Source organism: Kitasatospora sp. NPDC001175, from assembly GCF_053598215.1.
Window position 1 is genome coordinate 57,030 of record NZ_JBSFJU010000031.1, and the last position, 18,364, is coordinate 75,393.

General features: G+C 72.8%; 13 protein-coding genes. 1 reads left to right on the plus strand and 12 read right to left on the minus strand.

What is annotated here, in order from left to right; genetic code table 11:
* Positions 1-39 precede the first annotated feature (39 nt).
* From ACWDAK_RS22405 to ACWDAK_RS22445, 9 genes are all read right to left on the minus strand, one after another.
* Positions 40-1,803, minus strand: coding sequence for a fatty acyl-AMP ligase (locus ACWDAK_RS22405; protein ID WP_427394867.1), 1,764 nt, complete (start codon positions 1,801-1,803; stop codon positions 40-42).
* A 51-nt stretch (positions 1,804-1,854) separates the two neighbouring features.
* Complete coding sequence (gene ccrA / locus ACWDAK_RS22410; protein ID WP_344639918.1) at positions 1,855-3,096, minus strand: crotonyl-CoA carboxylase/reductase; 1,242 nt, start codon at positions 3,094-3,096, stop codon at positions 1,855-1,857.
* A 69-nt stretch (positions 3,097-3,165) separates the two neighbouring features.
* Complete coding sequence (locus ACWDAK_RS22415) at positions 3,166-5,508, minus strand: type I polyketide synthase (protein ID WP_344639919.1); 2,343 nt, start codon at positions 5,506-5,508, stop codon at positions 3,166-3,168.
* A 44-nt stretch (positions 5,509-5,552) separates the two neighbouring features.
* Positions 5,553-6,608, minus strand: coding sequence for an aldo/keto reductase (locus tag ACWDAK_RS22420; RefSeq protein ID WP_427394868.1), 1,056 nt, complete (start codon positions 6,606-6,608; stop codon positions 5,553-5,555).
* 10 nt (positions 6,609-6,618) lie between these two features.
* Positions 6,619-7,392, minus strand: a complete 774-nt coding sequence (locus ACWDAK_RS22425) for a thioesterase II family protein (RefSeq protein ID WP_427394869.1) — start codon at positions 7,390-7,392, stop codon at positions 6,619-6,621.
* Positions 7,389-10,391 carry a type I polyketide synthase gene (locus tag ACWDAK_RS22430; RefSeq protein WP_427394870.1) on the minus strand — a complete coding sequence of 1,001 codons (3,003 nt, stop codon included), beginning with the start codon at positions 10,389-10,391 and terminating at the stop codon, positions 7,389-7,391. Before ACWDAK_RS22430 ends, ACWDAK_RS22425 begins: the two co-directional genes overlap by 4 nt.
* Positions 10,384-10,833, minus strand: a complete 450-nt coding sequence (locus ACWDAK_RS22435; protein WP_344639923.1) for a phosphopantetheine-binding protein — start codon at positions 10,831-10,833, stop codon at positions 10,384-10,386. Before ACWDAK_RS22435 ends, ACWDAK_RS22430 begins: the two co-directional genes overlap by 8 nt.
* A gap of 267 nt (positions 10,834-11,100) precedes the next feature.
* Complete coding sequence (locus ACWDAK_RS22440) at positions 11,101-12,507, minus strand: aldehyde dehydrogenase family protein (protein ID WP_427394871.1); 1,407 nt, start codon at positions 12,505-12,507, stop codon at positions 11,101-11,103.
* A complete protein-coding gene (locus ACWDAK_RS22445) occupies positions 12,507-13,607 on the minus strand; it encodes a phenazine antibiotic biosynthesis protein (protein ID WP_344639925.1) in 1,101 nt (366 codons plus the stop codon). Before ACWDAK_RS22445 ends, ACWDAK_RS22440 begins: the two co-directional genes overlap by 1 nt.
* 222 nt (positions 13,608-13,829) lie before the next feature.
* Here ACWDAK_RS22445 and ACWDAK_RS22450 point away from each other — a divergent pair, with 222 nt between their 5' ends.
* Complete coding sequence (locus tag ACWDAK_RS22450) at positions 13,830-14,174, plus strand: YdhR family protein (RefSeq protein ID WP_344639926.1); 345 nt, start codon at positions 13,830-13,832, stop codon at positions 14,172-14,174.
* Between the two features lie 71 nt (positions 14,175-14,245).
* Here ACWDAK_RS22450 and ACWDAK_RS22455 read toward each other — a convergent pair whose 3' ends face one another.
* Genes ACWDAK_RS22455 through ACWDAK_RS22465 form a run of 3 tightly spaced genes read right to left on the minus strand, consistent with a single transcriptional unit; the run spans position 14,246 to position 18,348 of the window.
* Positions 14,246-15,256: a methyltransferase gene (locus ACWDAK_RS22455; RefSeq protein WP_427395843.1), complete on the minus strand. Its 1,011-nt coding sequence runs from the start codon at positions 15,254-15,256 to the stop codon at positions 14,246-14,248.
* A gap of 32 nt (positions 15,257-15,288) precedes the next feature.
* A complete protein-coding gene (locus tag ACWDAK_RS22460; RefSeq protein WP_427395842.1) occupies positions 15,289-16,692 on the minus strand; it encodes an FAD-binding oxidoreductase in 1,404 nt (467 codons plus the stop codon).
* Positions 16,693-16,743: 51 nt separating this feature from the next.
* Positions 16,744-18,348, minus strand: coding sequence for an amino acid adenylation domain-containing protein (locus tag ACWDAK_RS22465; RefSeq protein WP_427395841.1), 1,605 nt, complete (start codon positions 18,346-18,348; stop codon positions 16,744-16,746).
* Between the last annotated feature and the right edge of the window lie 16 nt (positions 18,349-18,364).

The window sequence follows — 18,364 nt, forward strand, 5'->3', positions numbered from 1 at the left end:
GTCCGTGGGAGGACGGGCGACGCGTGCCGCGGGCCGCGGTCAGGACGCGACCGGTTCGAGCCTCCCGCCGAGCCGCTGCAGCCGGCCTGCCAGGTAGAGATCCCGGCAGTACCGGCGGCGCACCTTGCCGCTGGTGGTCTTCGGCAGGTTGCCGCGGCGGATCAGCACCACCTCGTCGAGGTCGATCCGGTGGTTGCGCCGCACCGCCTCGCGCACCGCGGCCACCATCTCGTCCTCGGCCATCCGCTTCAGCACGGCGGTGTCGGCCTCGACCACGACGACCACGGCCTCGCGCTCGCCGTCCTCCACCGGGAACGCGGCAGAGGACGCCGGGCGCAGCAGCGGATGGCTGGATTCCACCGTCCGTTCGATGTCCTGCGGGTAGTGGTTGCGGCCCTTGATGATGATCAGGTCCTTCAGGCGGCCGGTGACGTACAGCTCGTCGCCGCGGACGAAGCCCATGTCCCCGGTGCGCAGGTAGGTCACGGCGCCCTCCTCACCCGTGATCCGGGCGCGGAAGACCCGCTCGGTCTCCTCTTCGCGGCCGATGTAGCCGGCCGTCACGCACGGGCCGTCCACCCAGATCTCGCCCACCCGGTCGGAGCCGACGGCCCGCCCGGTGGCCGGGTCCACGATCCGTACCCGGGTGTCGCCGACCACGGTCCCGCAGCTCACCACGGAAGCGGTGGGCCGGTCCTCGCCCCGCTCGTCCGCGGCGGGCACCGGCACCACCCGGCCGGTGCGCAGTGCCTCGGCGTCGAGCCGCAGGGCGGCCGCCCGGATCTCGGGCGGGCAGCCGGCCACCTTGAGCGTGTTCTCGGCCAGGCCGTAGGCCGGAGCCATGGCCGCCGGGGGCAGTCCGTACTCGGCGAACGCCTCGGTGAAACGTTCCACCGTCGCCGCGCGCACCGGCTCGGCACCGTTGATCGCCACCCGCCAGTGCGAGAGGTCGACCGGGTGCCGGGGCCCACCACTGCGCACGACCAGGTCGTAGGCGAAGTTCGGCGCCGCGGTGTGCGTGCCCCGGAAGCGCGAGAGTGCCTCCACCCACCGGGCCGGGCGGCGGATGAACGCCTCCGGGCCCATCAGGTAGGCCGGGTGGCCGGACCACAGGGGCAGCACCACACCGAGCATCAGGCCCATGTCGTGGAAGAACGGCAGCCAGGAGACCATGACGCCGTCGTCGCCGACCGGCCACAGGGCGTCGGTCTCCTCGGCGTTGGCCCAGAAGTTGGCGTGGGTGACCATCACGCCCTTGGGCGAGCCGGTGGAGCCGGAGGTGTACTGCAGCAGGGCCACGTCGGACAGGCTCACCCCGGGCAGCCGGGCCGGCTCTCCGGAGGCGGGCAACTCGTCGGTGGCGATCAGTTCGAGCCCGGCGAGGTCGGGCAGGCCGCCGAAGTCCGCGAGCACCTGCTCACGCACGGCACGGGTGGTGAGCACCAACGTGGTGCCCGCGTCGTCGGCGATCCCGCGGAGCCGCTGCACGCCGTACTCGCGGGTCGGCACCTGGACCGGTGCTCCCTGGAGTCCGGCCGTGGCGCAGGCCAGCCAACCCCGGATGAACTCCAGGCAGGTGGGGTACATCAGCACCGCGCTGGGCGTGCTGCCGGCCAGCCGCGCGAGGGCAGCGGCCCGGCCCCGCACGGCGTCGTGCAGTTCCCGGTAGGTGGTCTGCTCGCCCGGTTCCTCGCCGTTGACGAGGTGGACGTAGGCGACCTGGTCCGGGGTCTCCTCGGCCCTGCGGGCGAGGATCTCGGTGAGTGGCGACGGGCGTCGTCCGGTTCTGGTTCCAGTACTCATGGCCGTCCGTTCGTCGTGGGCTTGCGTCCGCCGGCTGACCGGAGGCGGCCGTCAGCCGAGGTCGGTCAGGCCCGCGCGGGACGCGTTGACGAGGGCGGCCATGTTGCCGGGGGGCTGGCGGTTCTCGTGCATCAGCTGGTGCGCGTCACCGATCTTGTCGAAGGTGAACGGGTCGGACAGGCAGGGGTCGACCAGCCCGGCCGAGACCAGCTGGATCATGGCGCGCACCTGCGACGGGTTGAAGCCGTGGGAGCCCTGGAGGCGCTTCTGGCGCATCCACAGGAAGCGCAGGTCGACGTCGGCCGCGTAGCCGGAGGTGCCACCGCAGATGACCACCATGCCGCCGGTGTCGCACAGGTACATCGAGGTGGGGATGGTGTCCTGGCCGCTGTGCTCGAACACGATCCTCGGCGCGCGCCGCTCGCCGAGCTCCTGCCAGAAGGCCTTGCCGAAGGCACGGACCTGGCCCATCCACTCACCGTAGGCGGGGTCCATCAGGTCGGGCATCCGGCCCCAGTGGGTGAACTTGGTGCGGTCGATGTAGCCGACCGCACCGAGCTTGCGGCAGTACTCGCCGCGCTCGTCGCTGGAGACCACCGCGACCGGCAGGCCGCCGGCGTTGCGCACCAGCTGGATGGCGATCGAGCCGAGGCCGCCCGCGCCGCCCCAGACCAGCACCGGGTCACCGGGCTGGACCGTGTTGCCCGCCCAGCCGAAGAGCTGGCGGTAGGCGGTGGCGCCGGTCAGGATGAACGAGGCCGCCGACTCCCAGGTCAGGTTCTTCGGCTTCGGGTGGCACTGGAAGTCCTGCACCAGCGCGAACTGGGCGAAGGAGCCGAAGTTGGACTCGAAGCCCCAGGCCTTGGTGCTGTCGGCCATGGTCGGGTCGGTGCCCAGGCGGATGTCCTCGGCGTGCTCGTCCCACTGCCCGCCCGAGAGCACCACGTGGTCGCCGATCTTGACTCCGGCCACGTTCTCGCCGACCGCGAAGACCACGCCTGATCCCTCGGACCCGCCGATGTGGAAGTTCTCCGGCTCGCCCGCCTTCTGCCGGGCGCGGATGACGTCGAGCGGGAAGCCCAACCCGGCCCAGACGTTGTTGTAGTTGATGCCGGCCGCCATCACCCACACCAGCACCTGGCCGGGCCCCGGCTTGGGCGTGTCGATCACCTCGACGGCGAAGGACTTGATCGGCTCGCCGTAGCGGTCCGGGCGGATCAGGTTGGCGTACATCTTCTCGGGCACCTCGCCGAGCGGGGGCATCTCGCCGAGCTCGTAAAGGGACTTCACCATGGTTGTTGCCTCCTGCTGTTGGTGGTCCGGCCCCGGGCACGCGTGCGGGCGTGCCCGGGGAGGGATGCGTCAGTTCGCGGGTACCGGAAAGGCGGTGCGCCGGAACGGGTAGCCGGGCACGGCGGTCTTCCGGGGGGTCTGCGGCGCGTGGAGTTCCGGCCAGGCCACGTCGGCCCCGGCCGCCCACAGGCCGCCCAGCGCGGCCAGCAGGATCTTCACGTCCGAGGTCGGGTCGGTCGGGTGCGGCAGCGCCTGAAGGATCTCGTGCTCCTCGCGCAGTTGCGGGTGGCGGCGGGCAAGTGAGGACAGGCTCGTGCCGGGGCCGCATTCGACCAGGACGCTGTGCGGGATCGCTGCCAGCGTGTCGAGCACCTCGTGGTAGCGGACGGTCCGGCGCATATGGTCGCGCCAGTAGCCGGGGGTGGCGATCCGTGCGGGCTCGACCCAGGTGCCGGTGGTGTCCGAAATGACCGGGACGGACGGCTCGTTGAGCTCGATGCCAGCCACGAACGCCTCGAACTCGTCCAGCACCGGGTCGACCAGCGAGGAGTGCCCGGCACCGGGGATCTTCAGCAGCCGGACCTCGTGGCCGGCCGCCGCGGCCTCCTCGACGAACTGCTCGACCAGGTCCTTCGGGCCGGAGACCGACACCTGGTCCGGTCCGCTGATCGCGCCGATGCCCACGCCCTCCGGGAGCAGCGGGAGCAGGTCGGCCTCGGGCAGTCGGACCGCCGCCATGGCGCCGGGCTTCAGACCGGCGAGCAGTTCGGTGCGCTTGCCGACCAGCTTGATCGCGTCGGGGAAGGAGAACACCCCGGCCACACAGGCGGCCGCGTAGGCACCGAGGCTGTGCCCGACCACTGCGCTGGGGCGCACGCCCCAGCGCGCGAAGGCACGGGCGAGGGCGTACTCGACCACGAACACGCCGGTCTGGGCGATGATGCCGAGCGCCAGCTCCTTGCGCACCCGCTCCTCGTCGTCGGGCGCGGGGTCGACCAACCGGCGCGGGTCCAGGCCCTGTTCGGCGAGGACGTGCTCGGAGCAGGCGTCGATGTCGACACGGAACCGGGCGTCGGTACGGTAGAGCTCGCGGGTCATTCCCAGGTGCTGGCCACCGTTGCCGGGGAAGGTGAAGACCACCGGCGGCGCCTCACGCCGCGTCTTCCGGGCGGCCCGGCCCGGGGCCTTCGCGGTCTCCAACTCCTCGACCGCCTCGGCGGCGGTGCGGGCCACCACGTAGCGGCGGTGCGGGTGGGCCGTCCGGCCGGTCTGCAAGGTCCAAGCGGCGTCCGGGAGCTCGGCGTCCCCGACGCCCCCCAGGTGGCGGCCGAGGCGGGCGGACAGGTCGTCCAGCCCGGCCGCGGACTTCGCCGAGAAGGGCAGCAGCTGCCAGCCCTCGCCGGCCGGGGCCGACCGCCGGTCCGCGCCGGCGCGGCCGGCCGGGGCCTGCTCGACGATGGCGTGAGCGTGGCCGCCGAACGGGCCGGCGGCACTCAGCCCGACCCGCCGGCAGCCGTCCTCGGCCGGCCAGCCGTCGGCCCCCCCGGGCGGCCCGCCGTCCTGGACCGCCAGCACGCTCTCGATCAGCGCGGCCGTCACGGGAGCGGTGTCGGTGAGGTCCGCGCCGGCCGCCGGCAGGTCGCGGATCAGGACCGACTCCGCACTCACCCCGCCGACCGCGCGGGCGTCCCGGGCGATCCGGGCCCGGGCGGCCTCCGGCTGCTCACCCCGCCCGGCGGTGCCGACCGCCGTGGCCCGGACGACGCCGTAGATCCGGTCGCCGTCCTCCAGTGCCGCCTGCAGCGGCTTGAGCACGACGATCCCGCAGCCGCCGGCGCCACCGCCGTCCTGGGCGACCTGCACGGTGACCGCGCCCGCCAGCGCGAGGTCGCACTCGCCGCCGAGCAGGCCCTGGACTGCCGTGTGCACGGCCACCAGGGCGGTGGCGCCCGCCGCCTGGACGGACACCGCCGGGCCGGTCAGGCCCAGCTTGTAGGCGGCCCGGGAGGCCAGGAAGTCTGCGCCGGTGGCCGCCCGGATCTCCCGGTCATCCACATGCACCAACCGGTCGGCCCGGGCCCGCAGCCGCGCCGCGTGCGACGTGCTGGCGCCGCCCGCGTAGATGCCGACCACGAGATCGTCGGCCGCGACCTGGACGCCCGCGTCCTCCAGTGCGTGGTACGCGCACTCCAGCAGGATCCGCTGTTGCGGGTCCATGATCACGGCCTCCCGCGGGGAGATGCCGAAGAACGTGTTGTCGAACGCGTACGGGTCGTCGAGGGCCAGGTCCGGGCCGGCCGCCGTACGCGGCTGCCCTCGGAAGGCCTCGACATCGGCCGCCGGCCCGAAGCGGGCCGCCACACCGACGATGGCGATCTCCGCCCCACCATCGGCAGGGTCGTATTCGGTCATGCTGGTCCGCCCCTCCTCTTCACGTTCGGGACCTCTCTGGGGCCTCAGGCAACCGGGGTCGCCGGCCGGATGAAGCGGCCGTCCTCGACGCCGAGCACCGTGTCCCGGTGGCCGGCGATGAGTTCGTACGGCTGCCCGGGGCGAATCGCGCTGACCTCGTCCAGCCGGGCCACCTGGGCGTCGTCGAGAGCCAGGTCGAGGGCTGCGAGGTACTCATCCAGCTGGTCGACCGTGCGGGGTCCGATCACCGGCACCATCGCCGTCGTCGAGCGGGCGGCCTTGGCCCGCAGCCAGCCGATGGCGACCTGAACCGCGGAGCGGCCGGTCTCCTCGGCGACGGCGAGGACCGCGTCGAGGACGGCGGTGCGCTGCTCGCTGTCCTCCTGGCGGATGGCCAGGCCGTCCCAGTCGCTGAGTCGACCCTCACGGCTGTGCCGGTACTTGCCGGTGAGCATGCCGCCGCCGAGCGGGGACCACAGCGCGCTGCCCAGGCCCAGGGCCTCGGCCATCGGCAGCAGTTCGCGGTCGGCGCCGCGCTCGGCCAGGCTGTACTCGAACTGGACACCCACCAGCGGTGCCCAGCCGCGCAGTTCGGCGATGGTGGCGGCGCGGCTGACCCGCCACGCGGGGAAGTTGGACAGCCCGGCATGGAGGATCTTGCCGTCGCGGACCAGGTCGTCCAGCGCCGTCAGAACCTCCTCCACCGGCGTGACCTCGTCCGGCAGGTGGGCCCAGTACAGGTCCAGGTGGTCGGTGCGCAGCCGCTTGAGGCTCGCCTCGACCGAAACGCGGATGTTCTTGCGGCTGTTGCCGGTGCTGGAGATCCGGGCCCGGCCCGCGCCGAGGGAGAACTTGCTCGTCACCACGAAGTGGTCGCGGTCGGCCGCCAGGAACTCGCCGAGCAGCTTCTCGGACTCGCCGATCTGGTAGTTGTCGGCGGTGTCGATCAGGGTGCCGCCGGCGTCGGCGAACCTTTCGAACACCTTGCGGGCCTCGCTCTTGGTGGCACCGCCGCCCCAGAGGGTGCCGAAGTTGGCGGTGCCGAGCGCGAACTCGGACACCCGCAGGCCGGTCCTGCGGCCGAAGGTCGTGTAACGCATGTCGGTCCCCCTACGCGTCCGCGCTCGTCGCCCGGCCGATGAGCCGGATCAGTTCTCGCTGCTGTTCCCCGTCGCGGAAGTAGAAGTGGCCGCCCTTGAGGACGTGCGCGTCGAGTCCAGCCGTGGTGTGCGTCTGCCAGTCCAGCTGCGCACGGTTCTCCTCGGAACCGACGAACGCGGTGATCGGAACGGGCAGCGGCTCTTCGGCCACGTACTCGTAGGTGTCCGCGATCTCGGCGTCGGAGCGCAGGTAGCCGAGGACGATCTCCTTGAGCTCCGGGTCGTCGTGGATCTCCTGCGGCAGCGCGCCCCAGCGGCCCTCGATCTCGGCCAACAGCCCCTCGGAGGACAGCCGGCTCGCGCCCTTCGTCGTGGTGATCGGCGGCGGCTGCATCGAGGAGATCAGGAGCCGGCTCGGCAGCTTGCGTCCGGCCTTGCGCAGCGCCCGGGTGACCTCGAAGGCCACCAGGCCACCGAGGCTGTGGCCGAAGAAGGCGAAGTCCCGCCGGCTGAAGTCGATCTGCTCGACCAGGTCGGCGACCAGCTCGGTCATCCGGGTGTACGGCGGCTCGCTCTCGCGCGGCGCCCGGCCTGGCATCCGCACCGCCCAGAGCTTGACCCCGGGCAGGCCGTCGGACCAGCGCATGAACTCGCCGGCCGAGCCGCCCGCGTGCGCGAAGCAGTAGAGGTCCGTGAAGGTCTCCTGCCTGGACCTCCGGCTGGACAGCCAGCGGCTCTCGGCTGCCGTCAGCGCTGGGGACGTCACGTCCGCGCCGCCCGTCATCGGGACTCCTTGTCTGTGCTGTGCTGGTTGCCCCCGTCGGCCAGCTGACGCTCGATGAGGTCGGCGATGCCGGCGGCGGTGGGGGTCAGGAAGAGCGAGCGGGCCTTGATGTCGACCGGGTACGCCTCGCGGATCTCGGCGAGCAGCTTGGCGCCGATCAGCGAGTCACCACCCAGGTCGAAGAAGCTCTCGTCGGGCTCGATGTCATCCAGGCCGAGGGCCTGCCCGAAAAGGCGCAGGACGAAGGCGAGCGGGGTGACCAGCTGACGCTCGATGAGGTCGGCGATGCCGGCGGCGGTGGGGGTCAGGAAGAGCGAGCGGGCCTTGATGTCGACCGGGTACGCCTCGCGGATCTCGGCGAGCAGCTTGGCGCCGATCAGCGAGTCGCCACCCAGGTCGAAGAAGCTCTCGTCGGGCTCGATGTCATCCAGGCCGAGGGCCTGCCCGAAAAGGCGCAGGACGAAGGCGAGCGGGGTGCCGTCGGCCGGCCCGACGCCGGTCGGGGCCGGCTCCTCGACCTCGGCCGGCTGCCCGGCCCCGGTGTCCGCACCGACTTCGGCGAAGGGATCCGGCGACCCGCTCGCGGGCAACGCCGGCGCGCCGGGCGTCCAGGCCGTCTCCGTGGTCCCGTCGGCCGGGTGCCGCACCAGGTAGGGCAAGCGCTCGAAGGCGTAACCGGGCAGCGGCAGCTTGGCCCGGCGCTCGCCGTCGTGCACCCCCGCCCAGTCGACCGCGGTGCCCTCGGCCCAGAGCCGGCCGAGCGCCGCGTAGAGCGTCTCCAGCGCGTCGGCACCGTTCAGTTCGCGCTCCGGGAAGGCCGCCAGCGCGGTGTGCGCCGGGGTGAAGGACTCGTGCTCGCGGGCCGCGTCGACCAGCGCCGAGCCGAAGCCGACCTGCAAAAGGATCCGCTCGTGGTCGGCGAGCAGGTGGGCCGTCGCGCCGTCCCGGTCCGCCTCGCGCGCCTCGCGGGCCCACCGCTCGGCGCTCACCACGGCTCCGGCGTCGTACCGGCGGCCCTCGCCGCCGAGCACGACCGGCACCGTCAGCGGGCGCGCGGTGACCTCCGGCACTTCGTCAAACTGCCCGGCGCGGGCGTTCGCGACCACCAGGCGCAGCGCGTCGGCCGGCTCGAACGCCCCCGCCACGGTGGCGGCGACCAGGGCACCGACCCCGGTACCGGACACCTCCGCCGGTCGGACGCCCCAGCGGTGCCAGAGCGCGGCGAGCGAGTACTCCAGAGCGAACACGTACACGTCGCGCACCGCCGGGTCGGCCGGCCACGCCCCGCCGCGCGCCACCTTCCGCACCAGGGCGGCGAGTTCGGGGTCGACGGCGTCCAGGCAGGTGGTGAACGCCCGCCGCAGGGCGGGCTCGGAGGCGTGCAGTCGCCAGGCCTCGGCCGGGCCTGGTTGCCCGGGGAACAGCAGGACAACCGGGCGGCGGCGGGCCGGGCCGGCCGCGACCACCGGCACGAGCTCCTGGAGGCCGTCCTCGCCGGCCACCGCGAACGCGCGGTACTCGTGCTCGCGCCGCCCCTGCTGCAGGGTCCAGGCGACGTCCGCCGCCGGCAGCCCGGGGTACTCGGCCAGGTGCGCCGAGAGCCGGTCGACGCCGGCCTGCAGCGCCGAGGTGGTGCGGGCGGAGAACACCAGCAGCTGCGCGGTGCGGTCCGACTCCTCGGCCGCCCGGGCCGGGGCCTCCTCCAGCACCAGATGGGCGTTGACCCCGCCGACGGCGAAGGAGCTCACCCCGGCCCGCCGGGTGGGCCCGCAGGGCTCCCAGGCGGTCAGCTCGGTGGCCACCCGGAACGGGCTGGACGTGAAGTCGATCTGCGGGTTCGGCTCGGCGAAGTGCAGGCTCGGCGGGATCTGGCCGTGTTCGAGCGCCAGCAGGGTCTTGATCAGCCCAGCGGCGCCCGCGGCCGCGTCCGCGTGCCCGATGTTGGTCTTCACCGACCCGATCGCGCAGAAGCCGGTGTCCTCGGTGTCGGCCCGGAACGCCGTGGTCAGTGCGGCCATCTCGATCGGGTCGCCGAGCGGGGTCGCGGTGCCGTGCGCCTCGATGTAGGTGATGGTGCGGGCGTCAGTGCCGGCCGCGACCTGCGCGTCCCGCACGGCCGCCGCCTGGCCCTCGACGCTGGGCGCGCCGAAGCCGATCCGGTGCGCGCCGTCATTGGTCACGGCGGAACCGCGCAGCACCGCCCGGATGTGGTCACCGTCGGCCAGCGCGTCGGAGAACCGCTTGAGCACGACCACACCCACGCCGTTGCTGGCCACGGTGCCCGCGCCCCGGGCGTCGAAGGTGCGGCAGGTGCCGTCCGGCGCCAGGGTGCCGTCACCGCCGGTCCAGGCGATCTTCTTCGGCGGGACGTGCACGGCGACGCCGCCGGCCAGTGCCAGGTCGCAGTCGCCGGCCAGCAGGGCGCGGCCGGCCGTGTGGACGGCCACCAGGGCGGTGGCGCAGGCGGCCTGGACCGCGACGGCGGGGCCGCGCAGTCCGAGCCGTTCGGCGGTGCGGGCGGTCAGGAAGTCCGGCGCGGTGCCGAGCAGGATCTCGTCCTCGGTCAGGCCCGGCAACCGGTCCTGCTGGGCGCGCAGGGCCTGCGCGTACTGGGTCTCGGTGGAGCCGCCGTAGACGCCGATGGAGCCCGGGAAACGGTCCGGATCCTGTCCGGCGTTTTCCAGTGCGGCCACCGCGGTTTCCAGGAAGACCCGGTGCTGCGGGTCGATCAGGAACGCCTCACGGGCGGAATAGCCGAAGTATTCGGCATCGAACCATTCAGCGGCGTCCAGTCGGCCCCGGGCCGGCACGTACTCCTGGTCGCCTCCGTCCGCGGCGCCACCGGGAATGATCCGGGCGGGCTCGCGGTCGATGGTGTCCAGACCGGCGGCGAGATTGCGCCAGAATTCGTCGACGTCCACGGCGCCGGGAAAGCGGCCGGCCATTCCGACGACGGCGATGAACTCGTCCTCGTCGGCGGAGTACTCGATCTCAGCCACCGAAGCCCCCCTCGCCCGGCAGACCGGGCAGGCCGTCCGCGGCGGACCCGTCGCGGGTGCCGAGCTGCGCCCGGCGGTTGCCGAGCCGGGTGTTGCCGCGGGTCCGCCGGCCGGCCGGCCGGCGGTTGTCGGACCGGTCCGCACCGGATCCGGAATCCATGAAGCGCGCAAGGGAGTTGACGGTCGGGTGGTTGAACAGGTCGACCAGCTCGACGTCCTTGCCGAGCCGCTGGGAGACCCGGTCGCGGACCATGTGCAGCATGATCGAGTGGCCGCCGATGTCAAAGAAGTTGTCCTCGGTCCCGACCTCGGGGATCTCCAGCACCTCACGCCAGATCCCGGCGACGACCTCGGCCGTCTCCGAACCCGGGGACCGCCATCCGGCCGTCGGCCCGACGGCGGATTCCCCCTCCGTCGGATTCGGCTCAGCTGCGTGATCCACTGCGCTCCTCCCCTGGAACTGCGGTATTCCGCTTTCCCTGTGATCATCCGTTGCCAGCGGAGGGGTTGTCCAATAACAAGCTTGGCTAGCAGGAAGAAAGACCGTTTATGCCGACGGGCACGACAGTGCGGCGCGGACCTGGGTCCGCCGAGGAGCGAGGAGTTCCGGGCGCGAAATGCGGCGGCGGCCGGGCACGAAATGCCCGGCCGTCGTCAAATGAGCCGAAAAGGTGCTGGAAACGCGTGCAGACTCAGCGTCCCGGGGCCGTCAGACCCGGACGACCGTCTTGCTGCGCATCAGGAACTCGCCCAGGTAGCCGTCGTGCGGCAGCCCCGGCCGGTGCCAGTGGGTGGCGCGCGGACCGACGTGCAGGTTGCTGATCGTCGGCTCCGCCACCAGCTCGTCGACGAGTTCCTCGTCCTCGGTGAGCACGGCCAGCACCAGGGTGTCGCGCAGCGGCGCGATCCCGTCCGCCCGGTTCCAGGGCGCCACCCACACGCACGGGAAGGGCAGTTCGGCGCCCACCTGCGGCGCGTCCGGGGCGTCCACCTGGTGGACGGTCGGCCGCAGGACGGCGCTGCCGTCGCCGAGTTCGTCGACGAAGCCGGTCCCGCCTAGCCAGGCCCGGGTGCCCTGGGCGCGTTCGAGTACGTACTTCTCCAACGCCCGGGCCGACTTGGCCGACTGCACCGGCAGGCAGGCCCGCTCGTCGTGCGGCGGCAGGCTCGGCAGCGCGGCCAGGCGTTCGGCGATGGCCCCGGCCAGCGGCGCCGGGTCGCCCTCGACGAGGATGCCGGTGGCGTTGACGCAGCCGCTGCCGGCGTGCCGGGTGATCGAGTCGACGATCATGTCCAGGTGATCGCGCCAGTCGGCGTCGGCGGTCACCAGGATCTTCGAGCGGCCCGGCTGCAGCGAGAGCACCCCCGGGTCGTCGGCGTACTGGCGGATGATCTCGTCGCCGCCGTAGGCCAGGTCGGCGCCCTGCACGATGGCGTCGGCCGCGTCGTGCCCGCAGGGCAGCAGCATCACGTGGTCGTTGCCGAACCCGGCCTCGCGCAGCGCCAGCACCAGCCGGTGCGCGGTGAACGGTTCCCGGGCGGCCGGGCGGACCGCCACCCGGTAGCCGAGCGCCAGCGCCTCGGGCCAGAATCCGTGCGTGCCTGGGTGGTTGCCGGGCACGTGCACGGCGAGCACCTCGCCGCGGCGGGCCCACACCGCCTGGCCGGTGCGCGCCAGCGGGTCCCGCCAGTCGGACACCGCGCCGCGCGGGCCGGCCAGTTGGACGCTTCGGTAGGACTGCCCGACCCGCTCGGCGCAGGTCTGAGTGGCGGTGCGCACCACGGCGATCGGCAGCCCGGAGACCCGGCTGACCGCGGCCTCGTACTCCTTCGGCGTCAGGCCGCCGAGCGTGGCGGTGCGGAACAGCTCAGCGGCGCGGGCCAGCGCGGCGGCCCGCCCGGCGGCCGGCAGCGGCGTGGCCGCGCGCAGCGCCTTCACCGCGCGGTTGACGTACAGCGCGGGCGCCAGGCTGAGTTCGGCCATCACCGCGCCGGTGACGTCGGTGATCTCCTGGCGGTTGTGGGTGCGGTAGGGACCGGAGGGTCCCAGCGCGTCCAGCACCGGCAATTCGGCCGCTGCCTCAACCGTCGGCGGTTCCTCGGTGGCCGTTGCCATCAGTAGACCCCTTCGATGACCGTCTCGTTGTCGAACGTCTTGACCGGGGCGATGCCGGCCGCCGAGTCGCCGACCCGGCCCTCGGGCGCGGCGACCCGGATGGCGGTGTCGCGCTCCAGGTTGTTGGGCAGCAGCAGCGCCTTGGAGACGTGGTGCATGACGACCTGTCCGCGCTGCCCGTAGGCGACCGGGGCGCCGGTCTGCGGGTCCACCACCTGGAAGGTGATGTACGGGGAGAAGGTGTCGAAGACGCACGGCTCGCCGATCGGGGTACCGTGCCGCTCACCGGCGATGCCGAGGATCATCGTGCTGCCGTAGTGGCCGTACAGCGTGGCCTCGGGGAAGATCTCGGTGCGGTACAGCGCCGCGGTGTCGGCGTCCATCTGGGTGCCGCCCCAACGGATCGCCCGCACCTTCTCGTTGACCAGCTCCACCAGCTCCTCGCGCTGGGCGATCCGCTCCAGCAGCGGTGGGGTCACCGTCATGACGCCGATCGGCTGGGTGCGCAGGATGTGCGTCGCCTGGTCGATGACGTGCTCGGCGTAGGCGTCGGCCTGGGATCCCTTGCCGCCGGCGATCAGCCGCTTGACCCAGCGCGGGTCGAGGTCGATCTGGAAGCCGTGGCGGCCGTGCGTGGTGGCCGAGCGACGGAAGATCTCACCGACGATGTGCGGGCCGGACGGAGTGATGCCGAGCCAGTCCACGCCACGCGGGAAGCCGTGCACGTCGAGGTTGGCGTTGCTCCAGCCGACCAGCTTCTCCATCCAGTCGGTCGGGCAGACCACGCGCTTGGGCGCGCCGGTGGTGCCGCCGCTCTCGAAGATGCCGACGAGGTCCGGGTGTTCGCCGTAGCCGCGCGGGATGAGGTCGTGTGCGGGCACGTCGCGCAGTTCGTTGGCGACATTGGGGAACAGGGTCAGGTCGGCGTAGCCCTTGACGTCCGCCAGCGGGTCGAAGTCCAGCGTCTTCGCCCGCTCCAGCCAGAACGGGGAGCCGGTCTCCGGGCTGAAGTGCCACTCGATCGCGGCCCGGACGAGCTCGTCGGGATCCGGGTTCGCGTCATAAGGCAGATCCAGGATTGACAGGTCTGCGCGGGCCACTGGTCCTCCTCGGTCGGCGGCCGGCCGGGCCGGCTGATCAGCCGGCCCGGCCCTGCCCCTCGGGCTCTGTTCGATGGGATGCGGATGGGTGTCGTCGTCTCAGATTCGATCACTCGGGGCGGCGCACCCGCCTGAGTGGTCACTACTCAATCGCGGTCAACGTGCCTGCACTGTGGCGTAGATGACGTTTTAACAGCCAAGCGCCATTCATACACTGGTGCGATGAAGGCAATGATCGCTTGGTGGGATCTCACCGAGTCACAGCAGAGCGCGGAGACCCTGCGCGATTTCCTCCGTGAGGAGGCGGAGCAGGCCTGGTCGGACATACCGGGCCTGATCCTCAAGATCTGGGTGTCCGACCCGGCCTCGAACCGCTGGGGGGCGGTGTTCCTCTGGGAGTCCGAGGAGGCCGCCGCGGCCGCCAAGATGCCGCGCAGCGCGGGCGAGTTGATCGGGTACCCGCTCGCCTTCCGGGAGTGGTTCGACGTCGAGGCGACAGTGGAGGGGCTCCACTCGCTGACCTCGCTGAGTGGACTCGGCCTGGCCCTGCAGTCGCTGGTCCCGTAGACCGACCGGCGATGGGGCCCGCGACGTCACGGGCCCTATCGCCGGTCGGTCTAGTTGCGCGGGCCCCCGGTTCACCGCTCGGGGGCCACCACCAGCACGGAGTTCTCCATCGGGAGTTCCTCGATCCGCTCGACGGCCAGCCCGGACCGGCCGAACAGCGTGTGGTACTCGTCCAGGGTGCGCTGCCGACCGCCGTTGACCACCAGCAGGTGCACGTCCCAGAGCGCGGCGAGCGGCCCGGTGCCGTCCTCCCGGACCACCCGCTCGAGCACCAGCAGCCGACTGTCCGCACGCATCACGGCCCGGACCTCGGCCAGCAGCCGCAGGCAGGCCGGCTCGTCCCAGTCCCCCAGCACCCGGGAGAGCAGGTAGGCGTCGGCTCCCTCCGGCAGCGGGCCCTCGAACATGTCCTGGCCGACCAGCCTGACCCGGTCCTCCCCGACGGTGGCCGCCAGGTGGGCGCGGGCGATCGGCAGCACGTGCGGGAGGTCGACCAGTACACCGTGCGCATCCGGCGCGGCGGCCAGGACGGTGGACAGCAACTGCCCACTGCCGCCGCCGATGTCCACCACCAGCCTGCGCCCGGCGAAGTCGAAGACCTCGGGCACCCGCTCGAAGAAGAAGTTGCTGCCCTGCATGGCCCGCTGGAACCGGCCGGCCGCCTCCTGGTTCCCGCCCAAGTAGGCGATCAGCGACTGTCCGTACTCCTGCTCGAAGGCGGGCCGACCGGTACGCAGCGCATGCTCCGCGCCGCTCCAGGCGCGGTAGAACTCCTCGCCGTAGAGCAGGGACAGGTCGCGCAGCGAGCCCGGCCGGTCCCGCAGCAGGTCGCCGACGGCGCTGTTGCGGTAGCCGTCCGGCTCCCCGCCCTCCAGGACCCCCAGGATGACCAGCAGCCGCAGCAGCCGGTGCAGGGCATCGGTGTCCGTGCCCGTCGCCTCGGCGAGGGCGGCGCCGGTGGTCCGCCCCGCAGCGATCAGATCGGGCAGGCCGAGCCGGGTGGCGACATGGACCGCCTGGGCGCGCCAAGCGCCGGTCAGCAGGTCCACGGCCGCGCGGGCGGCCGACGGGTCGGTGGTCATGGACGAATCCGAATCCTCTCGCCGATCGTCCGTCAGTTGTGCTTCCCGGGAGCGATGTTGCGGTTCGAGCGGAACAGGTTGGCCGGGTCGAGCCGGGTCTTCAGGTCGGTCAGCCGACGATGGTCGGCCGGCTCCCAGAAGTCGTCGGCGGGCCGCTCGGGGGCGCCGTCCGCGTACCGGCCGTACACCAGGTTCTGGCAGCGGCCGACAACGGAGTCGGCCGTGTCGAGCAGCGCTCGGTGGGCGGCACGGACCTCGTTCGGCTCCGCCAGTCCCACCGGGGTCAGCACCCGCAGCAGGTAGTGGGCGTCCCGGTGGCCGACCGCGTTCGACACCTCGGGGGCGCGGCCGAGGGCACCGCCGAGGTGGCGCACGTCGACCACGCAGGGCACCGCGGTACCGGGGGCGGCAAGCTTGGCCACCGCATCGGCCTGGCCCGCACCGAACTCGCGCAGCAGCACGTTGTCGCCGACGTAGGCGTGCGGCTGCGGCGGGTCGTTGTAGATGGCGCCGCATTCCGTGTACGGCATCTCGGCGACCGTATCGGTCAGCCGGGGGCCCAGCGCGCGCAGCGGGGCGACGAGTTCCTCGCCGGTGCGCGAGTCGCCGGTGTAGGCGATCCGGACATGGCCGAGGTGGCGCCCGCGCAGCCGCTCCGGCAGGACCGGCAGATCGGGGTAGCCGATCAGCGACACCGAGGAGGTCAGCTCCTCCGGGAGCGTCTCGGTCCAGCGCAGGTACTCGGCCAGCAGGCCGGGGGTACCGGCCAGGTCGAAGACCAGCTCGCCGCCGTAGATCCGGGTGACCGGCACCAGGTCGACCTCGACCGCCGTCACCACACCGAAGTTGGCGCCGGCGCCGCGCAGCGCCCAGAACAGCTCGGGGTCGCTGTCGGCGGTCACCCGGCGCGCCGCGCCGTCAGCGGTGACCAGCTCGACCGCCCGGACGTGGTCCGCCGCGTACCCGAACTGCCGGGCCAGCAGGCCCAGTCCGCCGCCGAGGAGGTAGCCGACCACGCCGACGTCCGGCGCCGAGCCGTTCAGCGGGGCGAGGCCGTAGCGGGCGCCGGCGTCGACGACCGCCGCGAAGCGGACGCCGGCCTCGATCCGCGCGGTCCTGGCTTGCGCGTCCACCGTGACCCCGGCGAGCCCGGCGGTGTCGATCAGCACACCACCGTCGGCGGGGACGGACAGTCCGTGCCCGGTCGCCTGGACGGCCACCGGCAGCTCGCAGGCGGCGGCGTGGGCCACGGCCGCCACCACGTCCTCGGCCCCGGCGGCGCGCACCAGGACGGCCGGCCGGTGCCGGTAGGCGGTCTGGAAACCCGCGCAGCCGGCGTCGAAGCCGTCGTCGCCCAAGGCGAGCACCTTGCCGCGCACCCTGGCGCGGAGTCGGGCGAGAGCGGCGTCCGGGTCGGTCGCGGACACGTCGTTCATGTGGGTGTGTTCCCTTCGGTCCGGTGCGTGGATCTCGGGTGGGGCGGTCTGCTAGAGGGGGAATGCCTCGAGTTCGCCGGAGGCCACCTGCTCGCGCAGCGCCTTGCGGTCCACCTTGCCGTTGGCGTTCAGCGGGAAGACGTCCAGCACGTGGTAGGAGAGCGGGATCATGTACGGGGGCAGGGTGGCGTTCAGCCCCTCGTCCACCTCATAGACGTCCAGTCCGTCGCCGGACAGCACGGCGGCGAGCACCGAGGTACCCTCCTCCGTGCCCGGGACCGCGACCACCACGGCCTGCGCCACGCCCGGCTGCCGCAGCAGGTGCGCCTCCACCTCGCCGGTCTCGACCCGGTGGCCGAGGATCTTCACCTGGGTGTCGAGGCGGCCGATGTAGCCGTACTGCCCACCGGCGCCCGGGCGGACCAGGTCGCCGGTGCGGTACCAACGGCGGGTCTCGCCGTCCTCCCCCGTCACGATGTGGAACGCCTTGGCGGTCAGCTCCGGCGCGTTGAGGTACCCCGCGAAGACCTGCGGCCCGTGCAGGCACAGCTCGCCGGTCCCGCCGTCGGCCACCGGGGTGCCGTCCTCGTTGAGCACGGCCGTCGCCATGCCCGGGTACGGGGCACCGATCGAGACGACCCCGTTCACCGACAGCCCCGGGGAGAGAGCCGGGTCCCATCGGTGCACCAGGCAGGCGATGGTCGCCTCGGTGGGCCCGTAGAGGTTCTCCAGCACGGACCCGGAAGCCGCCTCCTGCCAGGCCCGGGCCGCCGTCTCCGGCAGCGCCTCGCCGCAGAACAGGCTCCAGCGCAGGGACGGCAGGCTGCCCGGTTCGAGCAGCCCGCGGCGGTGCTGCAGCACCGCCACCGAGGGCACCGAGAACCACACCGTGATGCCCTGCTCGCGAATGAAGTCCAGCGGCGTCATCAGCTCGAAGGTGTCCATCGGCACCACGCAGGCGCCGCTTCCCCAGGCCATGAACAAGTCGAACATCGACAGGTCGAAGGTCTGGTCGAAGGTGTTGGTGAAGCGGTCGTCCGCGGTGAAGCCGTACCGCTCGGCGTTGACCCGCAGGAAGTGGCTCACGTTGTGGTGCGTGATCGGCACGCCCTTGGGCCTGCCGGTCGAGCCCGAGGTGAACAGCAGGTAGGCCACCTCACCCGGATCGGTGAACCGCGGTGCCTCGAGCGGCGCGCAGCCCTCGACGTCGCCGCGGGTGAGCACCAACGCGCTGGCCGGGGTGCCGGCCGGCGCCTGGTCGCTCCCCGGCAGCAGCGCCGGCGGGGCGTCCGGCAGCGCGTTCAGCAGCTGGCGCAGCTGCGACAGCGAGCCGTCGTCGGCCAGGATCGCGTCCAGGCCGGCCCGTTCGGCGATGTCCCGGTTGCGGGCCACCGGGTACTTCTTGTTCAGCGGCACGACGGCGGCGCCCGCGTAGAGGGCGGCCAGGAAGCCGACGTAGGTGACCAGGCTGCGGTGACCGAGGATGCCGACCCGCTGGGGCCGGTCGGTCGCCTTGAGCAGCGCCGCCGCCCAGACCCGGGCAATGGTGTCCAGCTCCGCGTACGTCCAGGTCCGCTCGCCCAGGGCGAGCGCCGGGCGGTCCGGCAGGCGCTGGGCAAAGGAGTGGAAGCCAGCGTGGAGGAAGTGCTCCTGCATGGTGATTGTCGCGTTC